At 37.3% G+C, this 23,244-nt stretch carries 20 protein-coding genes; 19 read left to right on the top strand and 1 reads right to left on the bottom strand.

From position 1 onward, the window contains the following. The first annotated feature begins 6 nt into the window (after positions 1-6). The 5 genes from OL233_RS09710 to OL233_RS09690 all read left to right on the top strand — a co-directional run bounded on the left by OL233_RS09710 (position 7) and on the right by OL233_RS09690 (position 5,029). A complete protein-coding gene (locus OL233_RS09710) occupies positions 7-762 on the top strand; it encodes a Stp1/IreP family PP2C-type Ser/Thr phosphatase (protein WP_275472116.1) in 756 nt (251 codons plus the stop codon). Continuing rightward, positions 755-2,698, top strand: a complete 1,944-nt coding sequence (gene pknB, locus OL233_RS09705; protein ID WP_275472115.1) for a Stk1 family PASTA domain-containing Ser/Thr kinase — start codon at positions 755-757, stop codon at positions 2,696-2,698. The genes OL233_RS09710 and pknB overlap by 8 nt, the downstream gene beginning before the upstream one ends. A 109-nt stretch (positions 2,699-2,807) precedes the next feature. Beyond that, on the top strand, positions 2,808-3,707 hold the full coding sequence (gene rsgA, locus OL233_RS09700) for a ribosome small subunit-dependent GTPase A (protein WP_275472204.1): 900 nt from the start codon (positions 2,808-2,810) through the stop codon (positions 3,705-3,707). Positions 3,708-3,725: 18 nt separating this feature from the next. Continuing rightward, entirely contained in the window at positions 3,726-4,379 is a 654-nt protein-coding gene (gene rpe / locus OL233_RS09695; protein ID WP_275472114.1) for a ribulose-phosphate 3-epimerase, read from the top strand. Then, on the top strand, positions 4,376-5,029 hold the full coding sequence (locus OL233_RS09690) for a thiamine diphosphokinase (RefSeq protein WP_275472113.1): 654 nt from the start codon (positions 4,376-4,378) through the stop codon (positions 5,027-5,029). The genes rpe and OL233_RS09690 overlap by 4 nt, the downstream gene beginning before the upstream one ends. Positions 5,030-5,080: 51 nt before the next feature. On the opposite strand, the gene rpmB is transcribed toward OL233_RS09690, so the two are convergent. Further along, the gene (gene rpmB / locus OL233_RS09685) at positions 5,081-5,269 is read right to left on the bottom strand and encodes a 50S ribosomal protein L28 (RefSeq protein WP_126832830.1); all 189 of its coding nucleotides are present in this window, start codon (positions 5,267-5,269) and stop codon (positions 5,081-5,083) included. A gap of 253 nt (positions 5,270-5,522) precedes the next feature. Here rpmB and OL233_RS09680 point away from each other — a divergent pair, with 253 nt between their 5' ends. The 14 genes from OL233_RS09680 (at position 5,523) to OL233_RS11450 (ending at position 23,107) form a co-directional block, all read left to right on the top strand. Next, entirely contained in the window at positions 5,523-5,885 is a 363-nt protein-coding gene (locus tag OL233_RS09680; RefSeq protein ID WP_126832832.1) for an Asp23/Gls24 family envelope stress response protein, read from the top strand. Positions 5,886-5,924: 39 nt separating this feature from the next. Continuing rightward, on the top strand, positions 5,925-7,601 hold the full coding sequence (locus OL233_RS09675; protein ID WP_437184415.1) for a DAK2 domain-containing protein: 1,677 nt from the start codon (positions 5,925-5,927) through the stop codon (positions 7,599-7,601). A gap of 72 nt (positions 7,602-7,673) precedes the next feature. Beyond that, positions 7,674-9,713, top strand: a complete 2,040-nt coding sequence (recG, locus tag OL233_RS09670; protein ID WP_275472112.1) for an ATP-dependent DNA helicase RecG — start codon at positions 7,674-7,676, stop codon at positions 9,711-9,713. A 72-nt stretch (positions 9,714-9,785) separates the two neighbouring features. Further along, entirely contained in the window at positions 9,786-10,802 is a 1,017-nt protein-coding gene (plsX, locus tag OL233_RS09665) for a phosphate acyltransferase PlsX (RefSeq protein ID WP_275472111.1), read from the top strand. A 107-nt stretch (positions 10,803-10,909) separates the two neighbouring features. After that, entirely contained in the window at positions 10,910-11,149 is a 240-nt protein-coding gene (acpP, locus tag OL233_RS09660; protein WP_126832838.1) for an acyl carrier protein, read from the top strand. 236 nt (positions 11,150-11,385) lie between these two features. Continuing rightward, positions 11,386-12,393, top strand: coding sequence for an ABC transporter ATP-binding protein (locus OL233_RS09655; protein WP_275472110.1), 1,008 nt, complete (start codon positions 11,386-11,388; stop codon positions 12,391-12,393). Then, complete coding sequence (locus OL233_RS09650; RefSeq protein WP_275472109.1) at positions 12,393-13,343, top strand: ATP-binding cassette domain-containing protein; 951 nt, start codon at positions 12,393-12,395, stop codon at positions 13,341-13,343. Before OL233_RS09655 ends, OL233_RS09650 begins: the two co-directional genes overlap by 1 nt. 2 nt (positions 13,344-13,345) lie before the next feature. Continuing rightward, positions 13,346-14,308 carry an oligopeptide ABC transporter permease gene (gene opp4B / locus OL233_RS09645; protein ID WP_275472108.1) on the top strand — a complete coding sequence of 321 codons (963 nt, stop codon included), beginning with the start codon at positions 13,346-13,348 and terminating at the stop codon, positions 14,306-14,308. A 28-nt stretch (positions 14,309-14,336) separates the two neighbouring features. Further along, entirely contained in the window at positions 14,337-15,260 is a 924-nt protein-coding gene (locus tag OL233_RS09640) for an ABC transporter permease (RefSeq protein WP_275472107.1), read from the top strand. 20 nt (positions 15,261-15,280) lie between these two features. Continuing rightward, positions 15,281-17,062, top strand: a complete 1,782-nt coding sequence (locus OL233_RS09635) for an oligopeptide ABC transporter substrate-binding protein (RefSeq protein ID WP_275472106.1) — start codon at positions 15,281-15,283, stop codon at positions 17,060-17,062. A 222-nt stretch (positions 17,063-17,284) separates the two neighbouring features. Then, positions 17,285-18,640 carry an aspartate ammonia-lyase gene (locus tag OL233_RS09630; RefSeq protein ID WP_275472105.1) on the top strand — a complete coding sequence of 452 codons (1,356 nt, stop codon included), beginning with the start codon at positions 17,285-17,287 and terminating at the stop codon, positions 18,638-18,640. Positions 18,641-18,743: 103 nt separating this feature from the next. Then, positions 18,744-20,117: a class II fumarate hydratase gene (locus tag OL233_RS09625; protein WP_275472104.1), complete on the top strand. Its 1,374-nt coding sequence runs from the start codon at positions 18,744-18,746 to the stop codon at positions 20,115-20,117. A 112-nt stretch (positions 20,118-20,229) separates the two neighbouring features. Beyond that, on the top strand, positions 20,230-20,856 hold the full coding sequence (locus tag OL233_RS09620) for a YesL family protein (RefSeq protein ID WP_275472103.1): 627 nt from the start codon (positions 20,230-20,232) through the stop codon (positions 20,854-20,856). A 16-nt stretch (positions 20,857-20,872) separates the two neighbouring features. Next, complete coding sequence (locus OL233_RS11450; RefSeq protein ID WP_275472102.1) at positions 20,873-23,107, top strand: helix-turn-helix domain-containing protein; 2,235 nt, start codon at positions 20,873-20,875, stop codon at positions 23,105-23,107. Positions 23,108-23,244 lie beyond the last annotated feature (137 nt).

Here is a 23,244-nt window from a genome sequence, read left to right as displayed (position 1 = left end):
GTAATCATGGAAATTGGTTTTTTAACAGATATCGGTTGTAAAAGACGAAGCAATCAAGATGCTGTAGGTGTATATGTAAACCAAACTAACTTAAAGTTAGCGATGGTTGCCGATGGCATGGGAGGTCACCAAGCCGGTGATATAGCGAGTCAACTAACGATTTCTGATTTAGGGAAAGCTTGGGAGTCATCAAGTTTATCTGAACAAGAAGAAATTATTCAGTGGTTGCTAAAAAATATTCAAGCAGAAAATGAGCTTATTTATGAAAAAGGCCAAACTAATCCTGAACAAACAGGAATGGGGACGACGCTAGTTGCCTTGGTTCTTTTAGAGGACTCATTAATATTTGCTCATGTAGGGGACAGTCGTTTTTATTTGATAAGAGAAGGTAAGATTAAGCAATTGACAGACGATCATTCTTTAGTAAATGAGTTGGTTAAGAGTGGAGAAATCACACTAGAGATGGCTCAGACTCATCCAAGAAAAAATGTATTGGTCAGATCGATTGGGATGCCTGGTTTAGTTGAGATTGATGTAACCGATATGAAGACATTGCCAGAAGATGTTCTTTTGGTATGTTCAGATGGTTTAACAAATATGGTGTCTGATGATGTTATTTTAAAATTGATATTAGATGCTCCGACATTAGAAGAAGCGTTAAGTTCGCTTGTTAATGAAGCGAATGAAGCTGGTGGTGTTGATAATATAACGGTACTACTAGCGAAGGTAACCGACGGTGTTGAGGAGGTAACTCATGATTGAGATAGGTCATAAAATAAATGGACGCTATAAGGTGTTAGGGAATATTGGTAGTGGCGGTATGTCCAATGTCTTTCTGGCACGAGATTTAATTTTAGATCGAGATGTAGCGGTTAAAGTTCTGCGTTTTGATTTTCAAAATGATCAAGTTGCAATTAGAAGATTTCAACGTGAGGCTTTGGCTGCATCTGAACTAGTGCATCCAAATGTTGTAGGTGTTTATGATGTGGGTGAAGAAAATGGCATGCAGTATTTGGTAATGGAGTATGTCAAAGGGACGGACTTGAAGCGTTATATTAAAGATAATCATCCTATTTCACTAGATGAAGTGGTTTCTATTATGAGTCAAATTTTATCAGGAATTTCACTTGCCCATCGTCAACGTATTATTCATCGTGATTTAAAACCTCAAAATATCTTATTAGATTTAGAGGGTAATGTTAAGATAGCTGATTTTGGAATTGCGATTGCGTTGTCAGAAACATCGTTAACTCAGACTAATACGTTATTAGGGTCGGTTCATTATCTTTCTCCAGAGCAAGCTCGTGGAGGCATGGCGACAAGACAATCTGATATCTATGCATTAGGTATCATATTGTACGAGCTTTTAGTCGGAAATGTACCATTTGAAGGGGAATCTGCAGTATCTATCGCACTTAAGCATTTCCAGTCGGAAGTTCCTTCGGTTAAGCAGGTGAATTCAGAGATTCCGCAAGCTTTAGAGAATGTAGTTCTCCATGCTACGACTAAAGAAGCTTCGGATCGATACGAGACGGCGGATGATATGTTTAATGATTTGGTAACGTCCCTTAACCCGGAACGTGCCAATGAAGCAGTCTTTGTGCCAAGTGCTGAGGAAGATCAGACTCGTGTATTAGAGCCTATTACTGATGATACCCCTATGCCAGATTCATTTAGACAAATGGATGGTCCATATATTCCATCTACTAAAGAGGGAGAAGAGGATAACGAAGAACCTATCGCTTACGCAGAACCTAAGAAAAAAAGAGGGAAATGGTGGTTATTTCTATTAGTATTGATTGCAGGTGGGATAGCGGTTGCTAGTTTCTTAGCCTTTAGTCCTAAACCTACGATTGAAGTTCCTGATTTGAAAGGTAAGACGTCATTAGAAGCGACATCAATTTTATCAGATTTAGATTTATTAATTGATTCTGATTTAAAAGAAATTGCGAATGGGTCAGTTGAAGAAGGTAAGATTGTAAAAACGAATCCGCCAGCATTTACTCGTGTTAAGCCAGGTGCTCGTGTGAGTTTATATATAAGTACTGGTTCTAAGAAAATTGAGATTCCGGATTTTAAAGATAAAACTTATCAGGATGCGTATCGTGAATTGGCTGACATGGGGTTTAGTGAAAAGCAGATAACTAAAGTTGAGCAAGAGGATGATGAGGTGCCAAAAGGAACCGTTATTTCTCAGACTCCAGAAGCAGGCGCAGAACTTGATCCTAAAAATGATGAGATAGAATTGACTGTCAGTAAAGGCGCTGAGACATTCGTGTTGCGCGGCTTGGATGGTTACACGAAAATGGAAGTTCAAGAGTATTTAGAATCGAAAGGTCTTCTGTATGAAGAAAGAGTATCCTATTCTAATGCGATGTCCGAAGGCCGAGTGGTGAATCAAGATCCACCTATGGGGACATCCGTTAGTAAAGGAGATACTGTTACCATTACTATTTCTTTAGGTAAAGAAAAGATAGAACCAACTGCGACATCAGAAACTGAGGAAAGACAGACAAGCGGCACTACAGAGTCGAAAGAACAAGAAATGAGCAGCGAATCAGAGGAGTCATCAGAGGATGAAGAGACCTCAGAAACAGATGAAACTAGTGAAACATCGTCTTCTGAGAGTGAGAGTTCAGATGATCAATCGAGTGAAGCAAAACCTGCTGAACAGTTGGATGGGAAAACTAAAGATTAGAGAAAAGAGGTGAGGGATTTTTCCCTTGCCTTTTTATTTAACTAAAAGTTCTTGAAATATCTGCTTTTTTTAAGTAGAGTAAAGGGTGAGAAGAGATGGAGGTGCTTTGTTGAAAGAAGGGCAAATTAGAAAAGCTTTAAGTGGTTTTTATTATGTATTTTCTGAAGGTGAAACGTATCAAACAAGAGCACGAGGGAATTTTAGGAATAGGAAACTAACGCCACTTGTTGGAGATTATGTTCAATTTGAAAGTGACAATACAAGAGATGGTTATATATTAGAATTATTGCCTCGACATAATCAATTAGTAAGACCAGCTGTTGCTAATATTGATCAAGGTGTTGTTGTGATGAGCTGTGTAGAGCCCAATTTTTCTAGTAATTTATTAGACCGGTTTTTAGTGACGTTGGAATATGAAAAAATATTACCCGTTATCTATTTTACAAAAGTTGATTTATTAACAGAAGAGCAGTATGCAGAGATGCAAGTTATCAAAAAAAATTATGAAGAAATAGGTTATGAGGTATTTCTTTCGGAGAAAGAGAGTGACGCGGAGGCTATTAGGTCTTTAACTGCGACATTCAAAGGGAAGTTAACCACCTTTATGGGACAAACAGGGGCAGGCAAGTCAACGCTTCTAAATAAGATTTCCCCTGAATTAGCTCTTAAAACTGGAGAAATATCTGACTATCTTGGTCGTGGACGTCATACAACACGTCATGTTGAGCTAATACCGTTAGCAGATGGTTTGGTAGGAGACACACCAGGGTTTAGTGCCATCGATTTTCTAGAGATTGAAGCTGAAGAGTTAACCTCTCAATTCCCAGAGATAGCAGAAGCCTCTGCTTCTTGCAAATTTAGAGAATGTTTACATATTCATGAGCCAAAATGTGAAGTGAAAGCATTAGTTGAATCTGGTGATATTATCGAAAGCCGATATAAAAATTACTGTCAATTTTTAGGTGAGATAGAAAATCGTAAGCCAATGTATGGTAAAAATAAAAAATAATATAATGGAGGAATAAATATGAAGATAGCACCATCGATTTTAAGTGCAGATTTTGCGAATTTAGAACGAGATATTAAAGTAGTAGAAGCAGGTGGAGCGGACTATATCCACGTTGATGTTATGGATGGGCAATTTGTACCAAATATTACAATCGGCGCTAATGTGGTATCAGCTATTAGACCTACTACAAAATTACCATTAGATGTTCATCTGATGATTACAGAACCTGAGCGTTACGTAGAAGACTTTGCTAAAGCAGGGGCAGATTTTATCGTTGTGCATCAAGAAAGTACGCTTCACTTACACCGTGTATTACAAATGATTAAAAATGCAGGTGTTAAAGCAGGTGTGGTTATTAACCCAGCAACGCCGGTATCAGCGATTAAAGAAGTGTTAAGTATGGTTGATTTAGTACTAGTTATGACAGTTAATCCAGGGTTTGGCGGACAAGCGTTCATACCGTCTTGTTTAACTAAGATTGAAGAATTAGCAGCTATTCGTAAAGAATGCGGTTATGACTATGAAATTGAAGTGGATGGCGGAGTTGTACCAGAAACTGCTGCATTATGTGCACAAGCAGGAGCAGATGTTTTTGTAGCTGGGTCGTATGTTTACAATGCGGAAAATCCAGCTCAACAAATTGAACTTTTGAAAGCTGCGATTGAATCATGAGCAAAAAAATAGTAATAGTGGCTGGGGGGCCTAGAGACCTCTGGCCTGATATTTCTAATTTTTTATCAACTGACACGATTTGGTTTGGAGTAGATAGGGGTGCTCATTTTTTATTAGAGGAAGGTATAGTTCCTGAGTGGGCCGTTGGCGATTTTGATTCTCTTGCAGAATCAGAGTTAAAGAGAGTGGAAGAAAAAGTAAGCAATATCAACTATGCTAAGCCGGAAAAAGATGAAACAGATACACAATTGGCTTTGTCGATTGCAATGAGAGATTATCCAGAGTTTCCAATATATTTAATAGGAGCTACTGGAGGACGCCTGGATCATTTTCTTTCAAACTTATGGTTAGTAATTGGGTCGAAATATCAGCAAATTGCTAGTAGACTTACTTTGATGGATGCACAAAATACAATTACGTACTATTTACCAGGGGAACATTGTATTAGTAAAGAAGAAGATAAATTTTATTTGGCATATGTTTGTTTAACTCCCGTAAGCGAGTTGACCTTAGTGGATGCGAAATATACGTTAACGAAGCAGGAAATTCCTTACCCTGTAAGTTTGTCGAGTAACGAATTTGTAGGTGAGAAGAGTCATTTTTCATTTAGTTCGGGACTGATTGCGGTAATACAAAGTAAAGACAAATAAAAAAACCATTCAAACAATTGTTTGAATGGTTTTTATTTTTTTGAAATTAGATTAAACGCGTTCTACTTTACCTGATTTCAAAGCACGAGTTGAAACCCAAACTTTTTTTGGTTTACCGTCTACTAAAATACGGACTTTTTGTAAATTCGGTTTCCAAGTACGTTTTGATGCATTCATCGCGTGAGAGCGTGTATTACCACTTCTAGATTTACGTCCAGTAATATAACATTCTTTTGCCATGTTTCTTCCTCCTTTGCTTTGATATTGGAGCGGATATTTGTTCTGCTCATACTAGACTAATTTATCATGGATAGCTATTTATTGCAAGCTAATTTTGTTATTTTTTATCGAAAATAAGCGAAGAAAGTTCTAGTTGTTGACAAAAGACTCTTAAAAAAACATTAATAAGCTTATAAACCTTTTAAATAAACAACGCCTATGATAAAATAAAAGAAGAAAATGGGCAATTATAGCTCAAAGGAGGCTTAATCTTATGGCTGTAAAAATTAAAACACAAGCAGGAACTATTGAAATTAGTAACGATGTGATTGCGACCGTCGTAGGCGGGGCTGCAACAGATATTTACGGCATCGTTGGAATGGCTAGTAAAAATCAAATCAAAGATAATTTAAATGAAATACTACGTAAAGAAAATTATTCTCGTGGAGTTGTCGTTCGTCAAGAAGATAACGGGGTAGCAATTGATGTCTATACGATTGTTAGCTACGGCACAAAAATCTCAGAAGTGAGTCGTAACGTGCAAGAGAGTGTTAAATATAATCTTGAAACAATGTTAGGCGTTACAGCTAACTCAGTAAATATTTTTGTACAAGGCGTACGCGTACTACCTGACTAGAGCGTCAGTGGGTAGTCTAATCTTAAGGAGGATAATTAAGTGAAGGTAGCAACTATAAAGAGCGGTCAGTTCCAAGCAATGGTTCAAGCTGGGGCGGAACGTTTAGATAAGAATGCAGAATACGTTAACTCGTTGAATGTATTCCCAGTGCCAGATGGCGATACAGGAACAAATATGAATTTATCAATGACAAGTGGGGCTGAAGCAGTCTCATCAAGTCTTTCTGAAAGTGTGGGCGAATTAGCTCAAGTTTTATCTAAAGGATTATTAATGGGAGCTCGTGGAAACTCAGGCGTTATTTTGTCTCAATTATTCCGTGGTTTTTCAAAACAAATTCCAGACGTAGTTGAATTAAATGCGCAAGATTTAGCAGCAGCATTTACTCATGGTGTGGAAACAGCTTATAAAGCAGTGATGAAACCTGTTGAAGGAACTATTTTAACTGTGTCTCGCGAAGCGGCTAAAGCTGGTGAGAAAAAAGCAAAAGAAACAGATGACTGTGTTGAAGTAATGGAAGCTGTTGTTAAAGGGGCTAAAAAATCATTAGACCGTACACCAGATTTATTACCTGTTTTAAAAGAAGTTGGCGTGGTTGATAGTGGTGGACAAGGTCTATTATTCATCTACGAAGGATTCTTAGAAGTTTTATCAGGTAAAATCGTTGAAAATCCAGTTTACCAACCAAATGCAGCGCAAATGACTGAAATGGTTAATGCTGAGCACCACCGTAGTGTAGCAGGTCATGTTGCGACTGAAGATATTACATTCGGTTACTGTACTGAAATCATGGTTAAAATTGGCGAAGGTGAAACTGTTGATAGCGAATTTGATTATGATACATTCCGTAACTATTTAAATGATTTAGGTGATTCATTATTAGTAGTTGCTGATGATGAGATTATCAAAGTTCATGTTCATACAGAACGTCCAGGCGAAGTAATGAACTATGGGCAAAAATTCGGTTCACTAGTTAAAATTAAAGTGGATAACATGCGTTTACAACACGATACTATTTTAGAAAATGAAAAAACTGTCCCTGTTTCTGAAAAGCAACCAGCTAAACCATTTGGTGTTATTGCTATTGCAGCAGGTGAAGGTGTTCAAGAGTTATTCCGTAGTTTAGGTGCTAACTATATCATTAGTGGTGGGCAAACAATGAACCCAAGTACTGAAGATATCTTAAAAGCAATTGACGAAGTCAATGCTGAAAATGTTGTTATTTTACCAAATAACAAAAATATCTTTATGGCAGCAGATCAAGCAGCTGAAGTAAGTGATATTCCAGTTGCAGTTGTTCCTTCAAAAACTATTTCTCAAGGTATGACAGCGATGTTAGGTTATAACGACCAATTATCTTTAGATGATAACAAAGAAGCGATGATTGCAATGTTAGATGAAGTGAAGAGTGGTCAAGTAACGACTGCAGTTCGCGATACAACTATTGACGGTATCGAAATCAAAGAAGGTCATTATATCGGAATGTTAGAAGGCAAAATTGTTGTCTGTCAGTCTGAATTAGTGGCGACATCTATTTCAACATTAGAAAAAATGATTGATGAAGATAGCGAAATTGTTACAATCATCATTGGTGAAGATGGTAATGCAGAAGATGCAGAAGCATTAGAAGCAGCAATCTTAAATATCGATAGTGATTTAGAAGTTGAAATTCACGAAGGTGGCCAACCGGTTTACCCTTACTTATTCTCAGTAGAATAAAATGATTATACGGAAAAGCCAGACATAACTGTTTGGCTTTTTCTTTTTTATAGTAGGAAAGGAGGGAAAGTGATGAAGGGTTTATCAGATTCAGTGAGTTGTTTAGCGGGTGTAGGTCCAAAAAGACAAGAGAATCTTCAGAAGTTAGGGATTGAAACGGTTGAAGATTTGTTAACGTATTTCCCTTTTAGGTACGATGATATTCAAGCGAAACGGATTGAAGAAATTGGCGACCAAGAGAAAGTTGTATTAAAAGGGGTTGTTATTGCAGAGCCTGTTGTGTCTTATTATGGACATCGTAAAAGTAGGTTGAGTTTTAGAATGATGGAAGAACATGCGGTTGTGAGTGTGACTTTCTTTAATCAACCGTTTTTAAAGTCTAAAATTAATGTGAACGAAGAAGTAGCCATTTATGGTAAGTGGGATGCGAAGCGTAAGTCTTTGACAGGGATGAAAGTATTGGGGACGAAGGATCAGGATATTGATTTTTCGCCAATCTATCACGTTTCTAAAGAGGTGAGACAGCAAGCTTTAGTGGAGTTAATTAAAGTAGCGTTCACGGAGTATGGTGATTTGCTAACAGAGTGGTTGCCAGAAGAACTGATAGAACGTTATCAATTAATGCCACGTCCTGAAGCGATAAAAGCGATGCATTTCCCAAAAACGTCAGAAGAAAGTCACTTGGCTCGTCGTCGTTTGATTTATGAAGAGTTTTTTGAGTTCCAGATGAGAATGCAACAGCTTCGTCATCAAGAGCGTGAAATGGGACAGGGCAGACAACTGTTATATGATGTAGAACGTTTAAAAGGTTTTATTACAACGTTACCCTTCGAATTGACAGAGGCTCAGAAACGGGTGACTAATGAAATTTGCCGTGATATGAGAAGTCATAAGCATATGTTACGTTTGCTTCAAGGGGATGTTGGGAGTGGTAAAACAGTTGTGGCAGCTCTCGTTCTTTATGCAGCGGTGACAGCTGGTGTTCAAGGGGCGTTGATGGTTCCTACGGAAATACTAGCAGAACAGCATTTGGCAAGTTTAAATGGCTTATTTGATCCTTTGGAAGTAAACGTTGCGTTATTAACAGGTTCAACGAAGGCGAAAGAACGTCGTCATATTTTAGCAGGGCTAGCGGATGGGACGATTGATATTGTAGTAGGAACTCATGCTCTTATTCAAAAAGATGTTGAATTCAGTCAGTTAGGTCTAGTTATAACGGATGAGCAGCACCGTTTTGGTGTTAATCAGCGTAAGATTCTACGTGAAAAAGGGATGGATCCAGATGTGCTCTTTATGACGGCTACGCCAATTCCAAGGACACTGGCTATAACGGCTTATGGTGAGATGGATGTCTCGGTTATTGATGAGTTACCAGCAGGTCGTATTCCGATTGAGACTAGGTGGATTAAGCCACCTCAATTAGAAACCGTTTTAGCATGGATGCGTACGGAATTAGAAATGGGACATCAAGCTTATGTGATTTGTCCGCTGATTGATGAGTCTGAGACCTTAGATGTAAAAAATGCGATGGACATTTATGAGAAACTGCATCATTATTATGGACCAACATATGAAGTTGGCTTGCTTCATGGGAAAATGAAGCCCTCAGAAAAAGATCATATTATGACAGAGTTTAAAGAAAATAAGTGTCAGGTACTCGTTTCGACAACCGTTATTGAAGTAGGTGTGAATGTTCCGAATGCTACAGCAATGATTATTATGGATGCGGACCGATTTGGGTTGGCACAGTTGCATCAGTTAAGAGGACGTGTTGGGCGTGGGAGTCAAGCGTCGCATTGTATTTTAGTGGCTAATCCTAAGAGTGAAATGGGAAGTCAGAGAATGAAAATCATGACAGAGACGAATGATGGGTTCGTTTTAAGTCAAAAAGATTTAGAAATGCGTGGACCGGGGGAAGTTTTCGGTGCGAGACAATCTGGTTTGCCGCAGTTTATGGTAGGTGATTTGGTAGCTGATTTTGTAGTAATGGAGGCAGCAAGACAAGATGCTGCGTTGATATGGTCAGAAGAAGACTGGTGGAAGAATAAGCTTTATAACGGGATGAAAGAAAAGATTTTAACAGGTGAGGCTGCTAATCCGTGGTTTGATTAACCTAAGAGAGAGTGAACAAAGATTTGTTTATGATATAATAGTCGAGTGAATATAAGAGAGGAGAGTCTACATATGAAAATAGCGGTAGATGCAATGGGCGGCGATTTCGCACCTAAAGCGATTGTGGAAGGTGTTATGCTTGCTCAGAAAGAATTTCCTGATACGGAGTTTCAACTATATGGAAAAGAGTCGGCGATAAGAGAACACTTAACGAACGAAAAGAATATAGTGATTATCCATACGGATGATAAAATTGAAAGTGACGATGAACCGGTACGTGCCATCCGTCGTAAAAAAGAAGCGTCAATGGTTTTAGCGGCTAAAGCCGTTAAAGAGGGTCAAGCGGATGCTATCTTTTCAGCAGGAAATACAGGAGCCTTACTTGCAGCTGGTTTATTTATTATTGGTCGTATCAAGAATGTTGAGCGTCCAGGTTTAATGACAACCATGCCCGTTATGGGACAACCTGATGGTGGATTTGATTTTATTGATATGGGGGCTAATGCTGATAATAAGCCAGAGCATATCTTACAGTATGCTATATTAGCCTCTTATTACGCGAAAAATGTAAGAGGGATAGCTAATCCACGTGTTGCGTTATTGAATAATGGGGCTGAAGCGACAAAAGGAAGTGAGCTAACTAAAAAAGCTTATGAATTATTAGCTGCTGAAGGTTCTATTAATTTCACTGGAAACATTGAAGCGCGCGACTTACTGGCAGGTGCCGCAGATGTTGTGGTAACTGATGGCTTTACAGGCAATGCGGTTCTTAAAGCAACTGAAGGGACAGCCATGTCACTAATGTCAGTTCTTAAAAAATCTATTTTAGGCGCAGGGTTAAAAGGTAAAATTGGGGCCTTGCTATTAAAAGATGCGTTACGTGGTATGAAAAAAGAATTAGATTATTCTTCTCATGGTGGTGCGGTCTTGTTTGGACTAAAAGCACCAGTGGTTAAAACACATGGTTCGACAGGTCCAGAAGCTGTTTCGCATACAATTCGTCAAATTCATACAATGCTAGAAAGTAATGTTATTGGTGAATTGGTGGCATACTTTGATGAAAAAGTGGAAGAAGTTACTGAAAAGTAAGAGTTTTTTAAGTAATTTGCAAAAAAACTAGACAAAGCTCGAATTAATAAGTAAAATAATATTGTATTATATGTAAATTGTTTGTAATAGTCTGGAGGTGGACAAACATGACTAAAGAAGAAGTATTACAAAAAGTACGCTTGATTATCACGAAACATTTCGATATTGAAGAAGAAAAAGTAGTCGAATCATTGAGCATTAAGGATGATCTTGGTGCAGATTCAATTAGTATCATGGAATTTGTTCTAGAACTTGAAGATGAGTTTGGTACGGAAATTTCTGACGAAGACGCAGAGAAAATAGAAACAGTAGGTGCCGCAGTTGAGTATATTTCAACTAACCTATAAAAATAAGTAATCATTAGCAGATGCACAGCTGATGGTTGCTTATTTTTTTTGCTCTTTTTAGGTTTTATTAAAACGGTTTAATATAAAAATGTGAAAATAATGTTATTAATATTTGAATTTAATGAGAGCGTTGTGTATAATAATTAAATAACGATAAGAAAATTAAAATAACATGAGAAAACGAACGTGTTTTAGATTGATTTTCATTTATTAAGAGTTATAAGGAGGTTATTTAGATGGAAGATACTAATCAATTATTAGATATTCGTGAATTACATACAGGTTTTCGTATAAAAGATGATTTTTATGACGCAGTTGACGGTGTTTCTTTAACATTAGATAAAAATGAGGTTTTAGCTATAGTTGGAGAGTCTGGTTGCGGAAAGAGTACCTTGGCGACGACGATTATGGGACTTCAAAATGCAGGAAATACTAGAATTACTGGAAATGTCATCTATAAAGATATGAATATATTAGAGTTTAATGAGACATTGTATAACCAAATTCGCGGAAATGATATCGGAATGATCTTTCAAGACCCCTTATCAGCTTTAAACCCTCTGATGAGAATTGGCGACCAAATTGCAGAAGCGTTGTCTTACCATACTGATTTTAATACGGAGCAGAAAAAAGCACGTGTTTTAGAATTATTAGATCAAGTAGGGATTAAAAATGGCGAACGTGTGGCTGAGCAATATCCTCATGAATTATCAGGTGGAATGAGACAACGTGTCATCATTGCGATTGCGATTTCATGTAAGCCGCCCGTGATTATTGCGGATGAACCGACGACAGCATTAGATGTAACTATTCAAGCGCAAATATTAGATCTGTTATCAGAGTTACAGAAGGAAACAGAATCAGGGATTATTTTAATTACCCATGATTTAGCGGTTGTAGCAGAGGTTGCAGATAGAGTAGCGGTCATGTATGCGGGGCAAATTGTTGAAGAAGCGCCTGTCGCTGAATTGTTTGCTAATCCGAAACATCCATATACTCGTTCATTATTAAATTCAATCCCTCAAGAGGATTCGATTGATAAAGAGTTACATGTAATAGAAGGAATCGTCCCATCGCTTAAGAATTTACCAAGAGTAGGGTGTCGATTCGCGCCGCGTATTCCGTGGATTGAAGAATCGGAACACGAAGAAGACCCAGAGTTGCACGAAGTAGCACCAGGGCATTTAGTTCGTTGTACATGTTACAAACATTTCCATTTTAAAGATGAAGGAGCTGGCGTGTAATGGGAGAATTAATGAGAATTAACGATTTGAAAATACATTATCCTATTCGTAGTGGCTTTCTAAATCGAGTAACGGATCATGTTTTAGCGGTAGATGGTGTTGATTTTGTAATTGAAGAAGGAAAGACTTACGGACTTGTTGGTGAATCAGGTTCAGGGAAGTCAACGACAGGAAAAGCAATTGTTGGACTTGAAAAAGTAACGTCAGGTGAAATCATTTACCAAGGCCAAGATATAACAAAAAAATCAATCCGTAAGCAAATGGATTATAACAAAGATGTGCAGATGATTTTCCAAGATTCGATGTCGAGTTTAAATCCTAAGAAGCGCGTTATTGATATTATAGGTGAGCCTATTCGTAACTTTGAACGTCTATCAGACCAAGAAGAAAAGAAGAAAATTCAAGCGATGTTAGATATTGTGGGAATGCCGACAGATGCTCTTTATAAATATCCCCATGAATTTTCAGGTGGACAGCGTCAACGTTTAGGTGTAGCTCGCGCGGTTGCGACAAGTCCAAAGTTGATTGTAGCGGATGAGCCGGTATCAGCTCTTGATTTATCCGTACAAGCGCAGGTTCTTAACTTTATGAAACGCATCCAAGAGGAATACGGTCTGAGTTACTTGTTCATTTCTCATGATTTGGGAGTAGTGAAGCACATGTGTGATAATTTAGCGATTATGCATAAAGGTCGTTTTGTTGAGATTGGAACGAGGGAAGATATTTATACTAATCCGCAGCATATTTATACGAAGCGTTTATTATCGGCTATTCCAAAGATTGATGTAGCGAATCGTGAGGAACATAAAGCGAAACGTATACAAGTGGAGCAAGAATATCAAACGTTACAACAAGACTATTACGATGAAAAGGGACGTGTTTATGATTTGAAAGAATTAACACCAACACATCAAGCGGCCTTAAGACAGTTAGAAAGTGAGGGAGTTTAATTATGTGGAAAACGATATTACGACGTGTGATTTTAATGATCCCTCAAATTTTCATTTTGAGTGTCTTCATCTTTATATTAGCTCAGTTGATGCCAGGGGACCCATTCTCGGGACTTATAAATCCGAATATGGACGGGGCAACGATTGATAAAATGCGAGAAGCTGCAGGGTTGAATGACCCGTGGACGACGCAATATATCCGTTGGGTTACCAATGCGTTCCACGGAGACTTTGGTAAGAGTTTCTTGTATAAAATGCCAGTGTCAACATTAATTGGTGAACGTGCTATTAATACAATCTTATTGTCAATTGTGACAGTTATTATCACGTATTTGATTGCGTTGCCATTAGGGCTACTTGCTGGTCGCTATAAAAACTCATGGTTCGATAAACTGGTTGTCATTTATAACTTCTTCAGTTTTGCGGTACCAGTTTTCATTTTTGCTTTAATTATGCTATTTGTTTTTGGTTACCGCTTAGACTGGTTCCCTACAACAGGGTCTGTTTCAAGTTCGGTTATTCCGGGAACAGGAGCTTATTACTGGGATAAATTTTATCATTTGATATTACCAGCGATTTCTCAAGCGCTACTTGCGACGGCTGTAACGATTCAGTACCTACGTAGTGAGGTTATCGATTCGCAAGGTTTGGATTATGTTAGAACGGCTCGTTCGAAAGGTGTACCGACAAATCGTGTGTACACACGACATATATTCCGTAATGCTTCATTACCGATTGCTTCGCAATTAGGGTATGAAATCACAGGTTTAATTAGTGGATCAATCGTTATTGAGAAAATATTCGGTTATCCAGGTATTGGTAAATTATTTATTGATTCTATTCTTCAACGTGATTATACAGTTATCACTGCCTTGATTTTGATTTTAGGGATTGCCACATTGGTAGGGACGTTATTGTCAGATATCATTATGAGTTTAGTAGACCCTAGAATTCGTATTCAATAAGAAAAATTGAGGAAAGGTGGAGAAGAGGATGAATAAAGAGAAGAATGAAGCAGTTGCGACAGTTGAAAGTATCCCACCTATGGGGTTCAAGATGATTGCTCGTGAATTTAAAAAAGATAAATTAGCTATATTTTCATTAGGGTTATTAGTTTTAATTTTATTAACCGTGTTTATAGGAGCGATAGTCGTAAATCAAGATGCGGTGATGAAAGTTAGTATTTTTGATAAGTATGCTGAACCAGGTATGTACAGTAAGGCGAAAGATATGACTTACTTACTAGGGGCGGATGAAGGAGGCCGAGATGTTTTAGGTCAACTGATTATCGGAGCCAGAAACTCAATTTTGATTGGGTTTGCGATTACAATTATTACCTCAGTCATTGGGGTGGGAATCGGGATTGCTGCTGGTTACTATGGTGGTAAAGTAGATAACTTCTTAATGAGAATTGTCGACTTTATTATGATTTTACCGATTCAAATGATTATCATCGTGTTCGTAACGATTATTCCTAAATATAATGTTTGGTCATTTATCTTCATTATGAGTGCTTTTTATTGGGTAGGTAAAGCAAGGCTATTTAGAAGTAAGACGTTATCAGAGAGTAGACGTGATTATGTGAATGCTTCTAAAACGTTAGGAACAAGTGATTTCAAAATTATGTTTAGAGAAATCATGCCTAACCTAAGCTCATTAATCATTACCAACTTAACGATGAACTTTGCGTCAAATATTGGGATTGAAACAACTTTAACCTTCTTGGGCTTCGGCTTACCGAATGATGTCCCAAGTTTAGGAACATTGATTGCTTACGCCGCTAATGGCGATGTGCTTTCAAATAAATTATGGATTTGGTTACCAGCGTCAGTACTAATTTTAGTGATGATGTTAAGTATAAATTATGTGGGTCAAGCGCTAAAACGTTCGGCTGATGCAAGACAACGATTAGGATAAAAAAACAGGGGGGAATACACATGAAAAAGAGTAAACAATTTGGTATGTTGGCACTAACAGGTTTAGCAGTTCTATCACTAGCAGCATGTAGCGGCGGTGGGAAAAAAGGTGAAAAAGCGAATAAAGAAACTGAAAAGGTTGACGCGACGACCTTCCCAATAACTGTTTCTAATAGAGAGAAGCCAATTAAAGGTGGCACGTTAGATGTTGCGATGGTAACAGATTCTCAGTTCCAAGGTTTATTCTTATGGGAGTTGTATTCAGATAACACAGATGTTCAGTTTATGGCACCATCTCATGAGTCATTGTTTAGTGCAGATAAAGATTTCCAAATCACAGATGATGGGATTGCGAAGTTAGATATCGATAAAGATAAAAAACAAGTGACGGTTACACTTCAAAAAGATGTGAAATGGTCTGATGGTGAAAAATTAACAATTGAAGATGTAATGTATCCATATGAAATTATCGGACATAAGGATTATACAGGGGTTCGTTATGATACAACATTTACAAATGTTGTCGGCATGGATGAGTACCATTCAGGTAAAGCGGATACGATTTCAGGTATTAAAAAAGTGGATGATAAAACAATGACGATTGATTTCAAAGAGATGAATCCGAGTATGATGCAATCAGGTGGTGGCGTTTGGAGTTATGCGGCTCCTAAACATGCGCTTAAAGATATTGCAGTGAAAGATTTAGATTCAGCAGATGTTGTAAGAAAACACCCAATTACAACAGGCCCATATGTTATGGATAAAATCACACCTGGCGAATCAGTCGTGTATGTTCCTAATAAACACTACCACGGTGAGAAACCAAAATTAGACAAGATTGTCTTCACAACAACACCTTCAGCATCAGTGGTAGAAGCGATGAAGTCTAAGAAATTTGATATCGCTATTAAAGTCCCAACAGATATGTACCCTAACTATAAAGATATCGAAGGGTATGAAATTTTAGGTCGTGAAGAACAATCGTATACATACATTGGCTTCAAGCAAGGGAAATGGGATAAAGATAAAAATGAAGTTGTAACTGATCCAAATGCGAAGATGGCAGATAAGAGCCTTCGTCAAGCAATGGGTTATGCTTTAGATAATGATTCAGTTGGGAACGAGTTCTACAACGGACTGCGTCAAAATGCAACAGCTTTAATTCCACCAATCTTTAAAACATTCCATAATAGTGAAATGAAAGGTTACACACAAGATGTTGAAAAAGCTAAAAAATTACTAGCGGATGCTGGGTATAAAGATGTAGATGGCGATGGCTTAGTAGAAGATAAAAAAGGTGAAAAATTAGTTATCAAATTTGCTTCTATGTCTGGTGGCGAAACAGCTCAACCGTTAGCAGAGTATTATATGGATGCATGGAAAGAAATTGGTTTAGATGTTCAACTGACAAGTGGTCGTTTGATTGATATGCAGTCGTTCTATGACAAGTTGAAACAAGATGATCCAGAAGTCGATGTCTATCAAGGTGCTTGGGGTGTAGGTTCAGATCCGTCACCTTCAGGATTGTATGGTCGTACAGCACAATTTAACTACACACGTTTTGCTGATGAGAAAAACGATGAGTTGTTAGGTGCAATTGATTCAGAGAAATCATTTGACCCAGATTTCCGTAAGAAAGCATTCGATGAGTGGCAAGAATACGCGTTTGAAGAAGCGTTTGTTATTCCGACACTTTACCGTCATGAGTTACAACCAGTAAGCAAACGTGTAACAGGTTTTGATTGGAACACAGATGTTTACAATGTTTGGGAAAAAGTAGGCGTGTCTTCTGAAGAGCACTAGTGAGTCTAAAACTCCTTCTATTATAGAAGGAGTTTTTTTATTATGTGAGAATTAAAAGATAGAGAAGTGAGGAATATTAGAGTTGATGTGCAATTAGGTAATAAAACTTTCATGTTCACAGAGAAGTCTTCCATTATACAAAAAACGGTATATACTTTAACTATGAAAACGTTTCCTATCCCGGGAGGATAGGGTGCTAAATATATATTAGGGGGAACTTCTATGTACCGTGAAGAACATGATAGTGTAGGCAAGTTGAATATTCCAGGAGAAGCGTACTATGGTGTGAATGCCCAACGCGCAATGGATAATTTCCAAATTACGCAAATGAAATTAGATCCCGTTTTAGTTGAGAGTTTAATTGAGATAAAGAAAGCATGTGCCCTTACCAATATGGAGTTGGGAGAATTAGATCCTAAAGTTGGTGAAGCGATCTTAGCAGTAGCGGATGAAATGCTTGCAGGTAATTTGATTGGACAGATGATTGTTGATCCGATTCAAGGTGGTGCTGGTACAAGTACAAATATGAATATTAACGAGGTTATTGCCAATCGTGCGATTGAATTATTAGGTGGCGAAAAAGGGGACTACGATTTAGTTAGTCCGAATGACCATGTTAATAAAGGCCAATCAACGAATGATGTTTACCCATCTAGTGGAAAACTAACTATTTTAAAATTAGCAGACATGTTCCTTAAAACATTAGAAGAGTTAGCAGTATCCTTTGAAGAGAAAGCGCAAGAGTTTGCTCATGTTAAGAAAATGGGCCGTACGCAATTAAGTGATGCTGTGCCGATTACATTAGGGGCGGAATTCCATGCGTACTACATGGTGACAAAACGCAATATTAAACGTTTAGCAGCAGTTAGAGATGAGGTGCGTTCTTTGAATATGGGAGGAACAGCTATTGGAACAGGAATTTCGGCTCATGAAGCGTTCCCGGTAACAGTTAACAAGCACCTGAATGAATTAACGGGTTTAAACTTGGAAGTAGCTGAAGATTTAGTAGATGGTACGCAAAACATCGAAAGTTTTGGTGTGGTAGCAGATTGCTTAAAAACAATTGGCTTAAGTTGTTCTAAGATTGCGAATGATATTCGATTACTTTCTTCAGGGCCTCGTACAGGATTTGGTGAAATTTTAATCCCAGCACGCCAAAATGGGTCATCTATTATGCCGGGTAAAATCAATCCGGTTATTCCTGAAGTGGTAAATCAAGCGGCCTTCTTAGCAGCGGGGAACAGTGTGACGGTAGCGATGGCGGTAGAAGGTGGGCAATTAGAGTTAAATGCTTTCGAACCGGTTATCTTTCATAAAATTATCGAATCATTCCGTGTGTTAGATAATTCATTAATGACTTTTAATACGAACTGCGTTAAAGGTATTAAAGCTAATGAGGAAAGATGTCGCGAGTTATTAGAAAGAAGTACGTACTTAACGACAGCCTTAGCGGCACATATTGGCTACGATGAAGCCTCTACTATTACGAAAGAAAGTTTACGTGATAATAAAACAGTACCGCAAGTAGCGCGCGAACATGGTGTATCAGAAGAAATATTAGCAGCTATTATGGAATAGAACAAATTAAAATACCTCCAAACATCTTACGTGTCTGTTTGATGTTCGGGGGTATTGTGGCATAATAAAGGTATAGAAATTGAAAATAAGGGAGCGATTGTAAGTGGGAGAGTATCGTATAGAAAGAGATTCAATTGGTGAAATAGAAGTTCCTGTAGAAGCAAGTTGGGGAGCGCAAACACAAAGAAGTTTACAAAACTTTCCGATAGGATCTGAAAAAATGCCTGAGGAATTGGTGAGAGCATTAGTTCATGTTAAACGCGCGGCGTCAGTTCAAAATGCTGCTGAAAGTAAATTATCAAATGAAAAAATGCTGCTTATTACATCAGTATGTGATGAGTTGTTGTCTGCAGATGACATTATGAGCTTCTTCCCATTAAAAGTATGGCAAACAGGTAGTGGGACGCAAACTAATATGAATGTTAATGAAGTGATTGCTAATACAGGTAATAAAAAAACTGGAGAGAAGACGCTTCACCCGAATGATGACATCAATATGTCACAAAGTTCAAATGATGTCTTTCCAACGGCTATGAACATGGCTGCTCGTCGTATGGTAATTGAAAAGTTACTACCAGAGATGGAGATGTGGTTAAACGAGTTGGCAGTGTTAAAGGAACGTTACGCTAAACAAGTCAAGATCGGAAGAACACATTTACAAGATGCAACACCTCTAACGTTCGGTCAAGAAATTAGTGGCTGGCACGCTATGATCGAAAAGAACTATACGATGCTGCAACAATTAGTTGAAGAATTAGCATATTTACCTATTGGGGGAACAGCTGTAGGGACAGGACTTAATGCATCCTCTACTTTTTCAGAGGGAACAGTAAATGCGATCAACGAAGCCTTCTTCCCTGGATTTAAAGAACATCTAAATAAATTCTATGGCCTAACTTCTCATAGTGATATGACTGCGGTTCATGGTGTGTTGACAAGTTTAGCAGGAGACTTGATGAAAGTTGGAAATGATATCCGCTGGTTAGCAAGCGGTCCTCGTTGTGGTTTTGGAGAAATTACAATACCGAGCAATGAACCTGGAAGTTCTATTATGCCAGGTAAGATTAATCCAACACAGGTTGAGGCGTTAACTATGGTAGTGGCCCAGATTATGGGAAATCAAACAACCATTCAGTTTGCGGCAAGCCAGGGTAATTTTGAGTTGAACGTATTTAAACCAGTTATTATGCTTAATTTTGTTCAAAGTGTAAATCTTTTAGCCGAAGGTATGGCATCGTTTAGAGAACGTTGTTTAGTAGGGATTGAAGTGAATGAAAAACGTATGACAGGTTTGTTGAATGATTCGTTAATGTTGGTTACAGCTTTAAATCCTCATATTGGTTATGATAATAGTGCTAAAGTTGCGAAATATGCATTTGCTAATGATCTAACTTTAATCGAAGCTGCAGTTGAGTTAACAGAATATACAGAAGAACAATTGATTGAGATATTAAATCCTAAAAAAATGCTAGATTAATAAATCCATTGTAACGCTTCCAAAAAAACAGATGGAAGATATTGCAATCCATTAAAAAACTCTATATAGTATATACTATATAGAGTTTTTGATTTGTGGAAGGATGATAGAGATGCAGGGGTTTGTTAAACACAGTTATACAGTAGGAGAATGGATTTTAAGGTTCTTGGAGATTCAAATTTTGTGGATTGTTTATGTGCTGAAAGGTGTAATCGCTTTCGGTGTGTTCCCTGCGACGGGGACGGTGTTTAGAATTATTTACCTATTTATTAGTGAACCCGAAGAGGAAATTGACACAAGGTCTGTTTTTAAAGACTATTATAAGACTAATTTTTGGGAGTTGAATAAATTAGGGTATATTATGACAGCGCTTTTATTGGTTTTGGCAATTGATTTAAGAATATCTCAGGCTTATATAGGGTCTTATTTTGTTCATTATTTTTTATTGGCTTTGCTAATACTTGTTTTAGGGACGTTTTTGTACTTGTTTCCGATATATTCACGTTATGATTTATCAACATTTTCTTATATTAAGCAAGCGTTTATTTATTTCTTCAGTAATATTTTTGAAACAATCGCAATCTTATTAGGTTTCGGACTGTTGCTTATTATAACGACGGCATTACCTATTTTGATGATTTTTGCGGGAGTTCCTTTATTTATTATTCCGACGAGTTGGTTTGTTTACCAGGCTATGAAGAAGATGGAGCGCAAAAGAGAAGCGTTAGAAGAGGAGTGAGAACGGAGGAGTAGTTGTGAGAGGGTATGTTAAAAAGTATTGCACAGGGTTATTATTTAGATATTTCGTATCATATTTACTCATTTTTTTAGTCCCGTTTGTCATATTGGTAGGCGCGCTTTATCATTCGACAGTATTAAGTCAAGAAAAGCAATTAGAGGCTTCTAATGTCAATAACCTAAGGCAGACAGATACATTAATTTCTGAACGTTTTAGTGAACTGGATAAGATGGCAGAACAAGTGAAGTTAAATCCTAAACTTACTAATTATATGTTGAAACATCCTTATTATAATATTGAAAGTCGAACAGAGTTAGGGAATATCCAATCAAATAGTTCATTTATCTCAGAGATGTTTCTTTATTATAATACGGATGAGTTATTTTATTCTCACAATGGTACTTATACTAAAGAAGCGTTGGTAGAGAATAGATTCAGAGATAAAGGATTGACTTTAAAGGCGTTGGATAATAATTTGAAATTGAAATTACCGACGTTGACATTGTCTCCCTCTCGAGAAGGTTCTAGAGGTATGGTGCAGTATTATGTTCCGTTGTTTTCGGGAGGTATTCAAAATGGAAGTGCGTTTTTCTTGATAAATAAGCAAGAATTACAAAAGGTTTTGAATAATACTACAGCTGATTATGAAGGCGTAGCTTATTTAGTAGATAAAGAGAATCGCGTAGTAGTATCATCGGCTGAAAGTAAAGAAGTGTTTGTAGAAAATGGTGAAATCACTCCCTTGCTTAGAGGGGGATCTAGGATAAATATAGAAGGTATGGATTATACTGTTTCAAGTTTAAAGATGGGAGTGGAAGGTTTTCGACTTGTAACGATTTTAGAAACGGAACAGTTCATGTATCCGTTGAAGGCAGCTAAGAAGTTATTTGGTATTGTAAGTGTTATTATTTTTAGTGTTGGTTTAGTTATGAGTTATATAATGAGTTTAAAGCAGTATCAACCAATTAAGAAGATAGATGCAGCCTTTCAGAAGATTGCCTCAAAGGAGGAACCGTTGGATGACCATGGAGAGTGGTTATCTCTTGAAAATAGAGTGAATAACTTCGTTCAAGAACATCAATCAATGAATAAAGCGCTCGATGAAAAGCAAAGTTATGTACGGGGCTATTTTTTAACGAAATTGTTAGAGGGTAAGTATAAAACAACAGATATATTAAATGACAAAATGGACGAGTTGTCTGTAGAGATGGCTGGAAGTAATTATTTTGTTATGTTACTAGGAACACAGGACGAGATAGCTGAGAAAGATAAAGTGAAACAAAGAACGGTGTTGTTAGAGCATTTTCCTATGGAAATCGAAAGTGCGAGAATTGATGCAGTCGAGATGCCGGATAGGGATCAATTGGTTTTAGTGGTTACAGATGAAAAAGTAATAACTAATCATCGGCAGTATGTATTAAGTTTGCAAAGGGTATTGAACCAAGAATTGTACACAAAAACGGTCCTTGATATAGGTGAATGCTACTCGGAATTAATCTATCTTAATAGGTCGTATATAGAAGCTATTTCGGCATATAATGCTCACAGAGAATCGAGGAAAGAAGACCTATTCTTTTTTAAAAATATTATCTACTCTGCACCGAAATTTTTTAGTATCCCTAATGCTTTGAAAAGTAAGTTGAAACAAGGGATTGCAGAGGGAGATGAAGTTGTTTCAATGGAGACTGTAAAAACAATTTTTTCGAATAGTGAATTGAGAAGCATGACCAGTAACGAAAAAAAATATTATTATTTCGATACTATTAAAGCGGTTATAGATTCAATTGATCAACTAGAAAAAGAAGACTTGTTAAGTTCATTTCAAACGATAGTTGAATACGATACGCCAGATGCATTAGAAAAAGAGTTATTAGAATTAGTTAATCAAGTTTGCCAAGAAGTGAATAGGGCTAAAGAAGAGAAAACTAATAAATTAGAGTCGGACATTATTATCTATATCAATGACAATTATAGATCGCATGATTTATCACTTGAGAATATGGCATTAATATTTAATTTCTCTATATCGTATTTAAGTCGTTTCGTAAAAGAGCAAACAGGAGTAACGTTTTCTAGATATGTACAAGAGTTAAGGTTGGAGGAAATTAAGCGCCGATTGGTAGAGACAGATGACACAATTAAAGAAATAGTAGTTCAAACAGGATACTATGATGTATCTAACTATACTAGAAAGTTTAAGAGTATTGTAGGCGTCACTCCGGGACAATATAGGTCAGAATATAAAAAATAGAGACGTGCTGATGCGCGTCTTTTTTTTACATTGGCGAAATAATTATTAAGAAGTATAGCATTCAGATGATGTAGTACTACATTGTTTTTAAATAAAAATAAAAAATTATGGGAAATAGGTTGACGAATTAAAAATCA

The organism is Vagococcus proximus (assembly GCF_029143285.1).
In the GTDB taxonomy this organism is placed as follows: domain Bacteria; phylum Bacillota; class Bacilli; order Lactobacillales; family Vagococcaceae; genus Vagococcus_D; species Vagococcus_D proximus.
This window is presented reverse-complemented; position numbering and strand designations above follow the sequence as displayed.

What these genes read in the sequence shown, in the direction of transcription:
- OL233_RS09710 (WP_275472116.1), top strand. Translation starts at nt 7, where the DNA reads ATGGAAATTGGTTTTTTAACAGATATCGGTTGTAAAAGACGAAGCAAT.
- pknB (WP_275472115.1), top strand. Translation starts at nt 755, where the DNA reads ATGATTGAGATAGGTCATAAAATAAATGGACGCTATAAGGTGTTAGGG.
- rpe (WP_275472114.1), top strand. Translation starts at nt 3,726, where the DNA reads ATGAAGATAGCACCATCGATTTTAAGTGCAGATTTTGCGAATTTAGAA.
- OL233_RS09690 (WP_275472113.1), top strand. Translation starts at nt 4,376, where the DNA reads ATGAGCAAAAAAATAGTAATAGTGGCTGGGGGGCCTAGAGACCTCTGG.
- rpmB (WP_126832830.1), bottom strand. Translation starts at nt 5,269, where the DNA reads ATGGCAAAAGAATGTTATATTACTGGACGTAAATCTAGAAGTGGTAAT.
- OL233_RS09680 (WP_126832832.1), top strand. Translation starts at nt 5,523, where the DNA reads ATGGCTGTAAAAATTAAAACACAAGCAGGAACTATTGAAATTAGTAAC.
- recG (WP_275472112.1), top strand. Translation starts at nt 7,674, where the DNA reads ATGAAGGGTTTATCAGATTCAGTGAGTTGTTTAGCGGGTGTAGGTCCA.
- plsX (WP_275472111.1), top strand. Translation starts at nt 9,786, where the DNA reads ATGAAAATAGCGGTAGATGCAATGGGCGGCGATTTCGCACCTAAAGCG.
- acpP (WP_126832838.1), top strand. Translation starts at nt 10,910, where the DNA reads ATGACTAAAGAAGAAGTATTACAAAAAGTACGCTTGATTATCACGAAA.
- OL233_RS09655 (WP_275472110.1), top strand. Translation starts at nt 11,386, where the DNA reads ATGGAAGATACTAATCAATTATTAGATATTCGTGAATTACATACAGGT.
- OL233_RS09650 (WP_275472109.1), top strand. Translation starts at nt 12,393, where the DNA reads ATGGGAGAATTAATGAGAATTAACGATTTGAAAATACATTATCCTATT.
- opp4B (WP_275472108.1), top strand. Translation starts at nt 13,346, where the DNA reads ATGTGGAAAACGATATTACGACGTGTGATTTTAATGATCCCTCAAATT.
- OL233_RS09640 (WP_275472107.1), top strand. Translation starts at nt 14,337, where the DNA reads ATGAATAAAGAGAAGAATGAAGCAGTTGCGACAGTTGAAAGTATCCCA.
- OL233_RS09635 (WP_275472106.1), top strand. Translation starts at nt 15,281, where the DNA reads ATGAAAAAGAGTAAACAATTTGGTATGTTGGCACTAACAGGTTTAGCA.
- OL233_RS09630 (WP_275472105.1), top strand. Translation starts at nt 17,285, where the DNA reads ATGTACCGTGAAGAACATGATAGTGTAGGCAAGTTGAATATTCCAGGA.
- OL233_RS09620 (WP_275472103.1), top strand. Translation starts at nt 20,230, where the DNA reads ATGCAGGGGTTTGTTAAACACAGTTATACAGTAGGAGAATGGATTTTA.